The following is a 1,932-nucleotide window of genomic DNA, read 5'->3' as shown; positions in this document are numbered from 1 at the left end:
TTAACTTTGTCTTACTAACTCCGTTTGAATGGAGATGAATAGTAGGTTTGGCGACTGATGTGCACCCAGCTAATACAATGATAAAAAATGACAGTAGTATCGTTTTCATCCCTGACACCTAACTTTTCAATAACGGGCGCAGGCACGTAGGGCATAATGGCGAAGCCGCCCTGCGTGTATGCGTCCCAGTGAACGAAGTGTGTGAGTTTATTGGCTTGTTAGGTTTGTGGTTAAACATCCTAGTCCTCTGGATACTCTGATAAATAGAGCTCCAGTCCTAAACGAAGCATGATTTCCATGGATTCAATAGACACTTTACCTCCACCACCCAATGCGTCTTCCCTTGGGGAGAAGCCAATATCTGCTGAATACTCACTTGGGGCTAAACTTCTATTTTCTTGCAACCAACTCTCAAACGCTTCCATCTGATCTGGAAGACGCCAGTTGTCTGGTAAAAGCCACGCGATAACTGTGCTTTTACCATTATCATCTTTGTTTAAATGATCAGATATTTTAATAGGCATGAATGAAAACCTAACATTAAGCTAAGCGGCGCAGTTGCGTGGGGCACAATGGCGAAGCCGCCCCGCGTAAATGCGTCCGAGCGACCGAAGGGAGTGGTCTTTAGCGCTTTGTTAGAAGCAGAGCCAGTTCCTTTGGTCTGTTTAAAAACTGATAAAGCCAGCATACGATTGATTGTTAACACAAACAAGCAAAACGACTTTGCAATGATGTTTTTGATTTGACTGAAACTAGCCGCCATCTGAGCTACCGAGTGTAATGGCGCTTGCTGTCTGAAAATAAGAGCTTGAAGGTAAAGCGCCTATTACACCACCTTTAAAGTGAAGGCGGCGGATTTAAACCTACCACAAGCTAGAGCGATGTTAATGAAAACAGGTGGGGGTAGATGTGCTGAATTTTTTATTAAGCCAAACGCAGTTTAGGCTGACGCCTTATAACGCTAAGCTAACGGGCAGTGACGTAGCGGCATAATTGCGAAGCGCCGCTGCGTTACTGTCCCAGTGAACGAAGTGAGCGAGTTTAGCGCTTTGTTAGGCGCTTGGTTTGCCGTTAATAAGAGGAATAGGTTCCCAGTAGTTCTGTTTTTTCTCATGCATTACTCCTCGTAATTTAACCGTGGCGTTATTTTTAGGAAGAATCTCTACTACGAATGGGAAACCGGGCACGGTACCACTTTCTACGGACATCATTTGGGCATTGTGAGTCAATCCGTTATTCAACTTGATGCCGGTATTAAATCCTCCTTGATACATTGAGCTTGATTTAAGATTAAAGCCTAGCTCAGATTCTGTGTTGTCTAACAAAAACAAGAAATGTGACTTTGGCTCCATAAAGTGTTCTGCAATACATTCAACAACAGTGTTTATTCCCTCTTGATAGAAATATGCTTTCAAATTGGAGAATTGTTGAGGGCCAGGGCTAAATGTATTTTTGCCTGATATCACATCTACTATTTGTCTAAGCGCAACTTCAATACCTTGACCGAATAGGTCGATATAAATGCTTTGAGTCAAAATCGGAGGCATTAAACAACCATCTAGTTTTATAGGTATGATCTTTGTTAATCCTCCAGATGCTCGCATAACTGCACTTTGCCATTCCAGTTCGACCATCTTGCTCTGGAGGCTATTGGAAGAAACGAAGAACAAAAACAGTTTGCAGTTGCCGAGACCTTCATTCATTTTATCAACGATGCCGTCGCCTGGTTGCATCGACCACGAATCATAAAAGACATTATGTTGACCAAAAGTGTCTCTAAGTCTAATTGCAATTTGTTCTACAACTGCTTTGTCTTTGTGGTTGTGAGATAGAAATATCATTTTTAACATCCTCTGTTGTTTAATCGGCGCCTAACTTTCCAATAACGGGCGCAGACATGTGGGGCATAATGGCGAAGCCGCCCCGCGTGTA

General features: G+C 42.9%; 2 protein-coding genes. Both read right to left on the bottom strand.

Annotation, left to right across the window (positions count from 1 at the left end):
* Positions 1–239: 239 nt before the first annotated feature.
* Entirely contained in the window at positions 240–524 is a 285-nt protein-coding gene (locus ACFI6L_RS20180) for a hypothetical protein (RefSeq protein ID WP_462574695.1), read from the bottom strand.
* A 528-nt stretch (positions 525–1,052) separates the two neighbouring features.
* Positions 1,053–1,841 carry a toll/interleukin-1 receptor domain-containing protein gene (locus ACFI6L_RS20175; protein ID WP_342326361.1) on the bottom strand — a complete coding sequence of 263 codons (789 nt, stop codon included), beginning with the start codon at positions 1,839–1,841 and terminating at the stop codon, positions 1,053–1,055.
* Positions 1,842–1,932 lie beyond the last annotated feature (91 nt).

This window comes from Alteromonas sp. G4i35, assembly GCF_054960375.1.
Note: the sequence above shows the minus strand (reverse complement) of the source record. Positions and strands in the feature narration are given on the sequence as shown.

Coding starts and splice junctions, on each gene's coding strand:
- ACFI6L_RS20180 (WP_462574695.1), bottom strand. CDS start 524: ATGCCTATTAAAATATCTGATCATTTAAACAAAGATGATAATGGTAAA.
- ACFI6L_RS20175 (WP_342326361.1), bottom strand. CDS start 1,841: ATGATATTTCTATCTCACAACCACAAAGACAAAGCAGTTGTAGAACAA.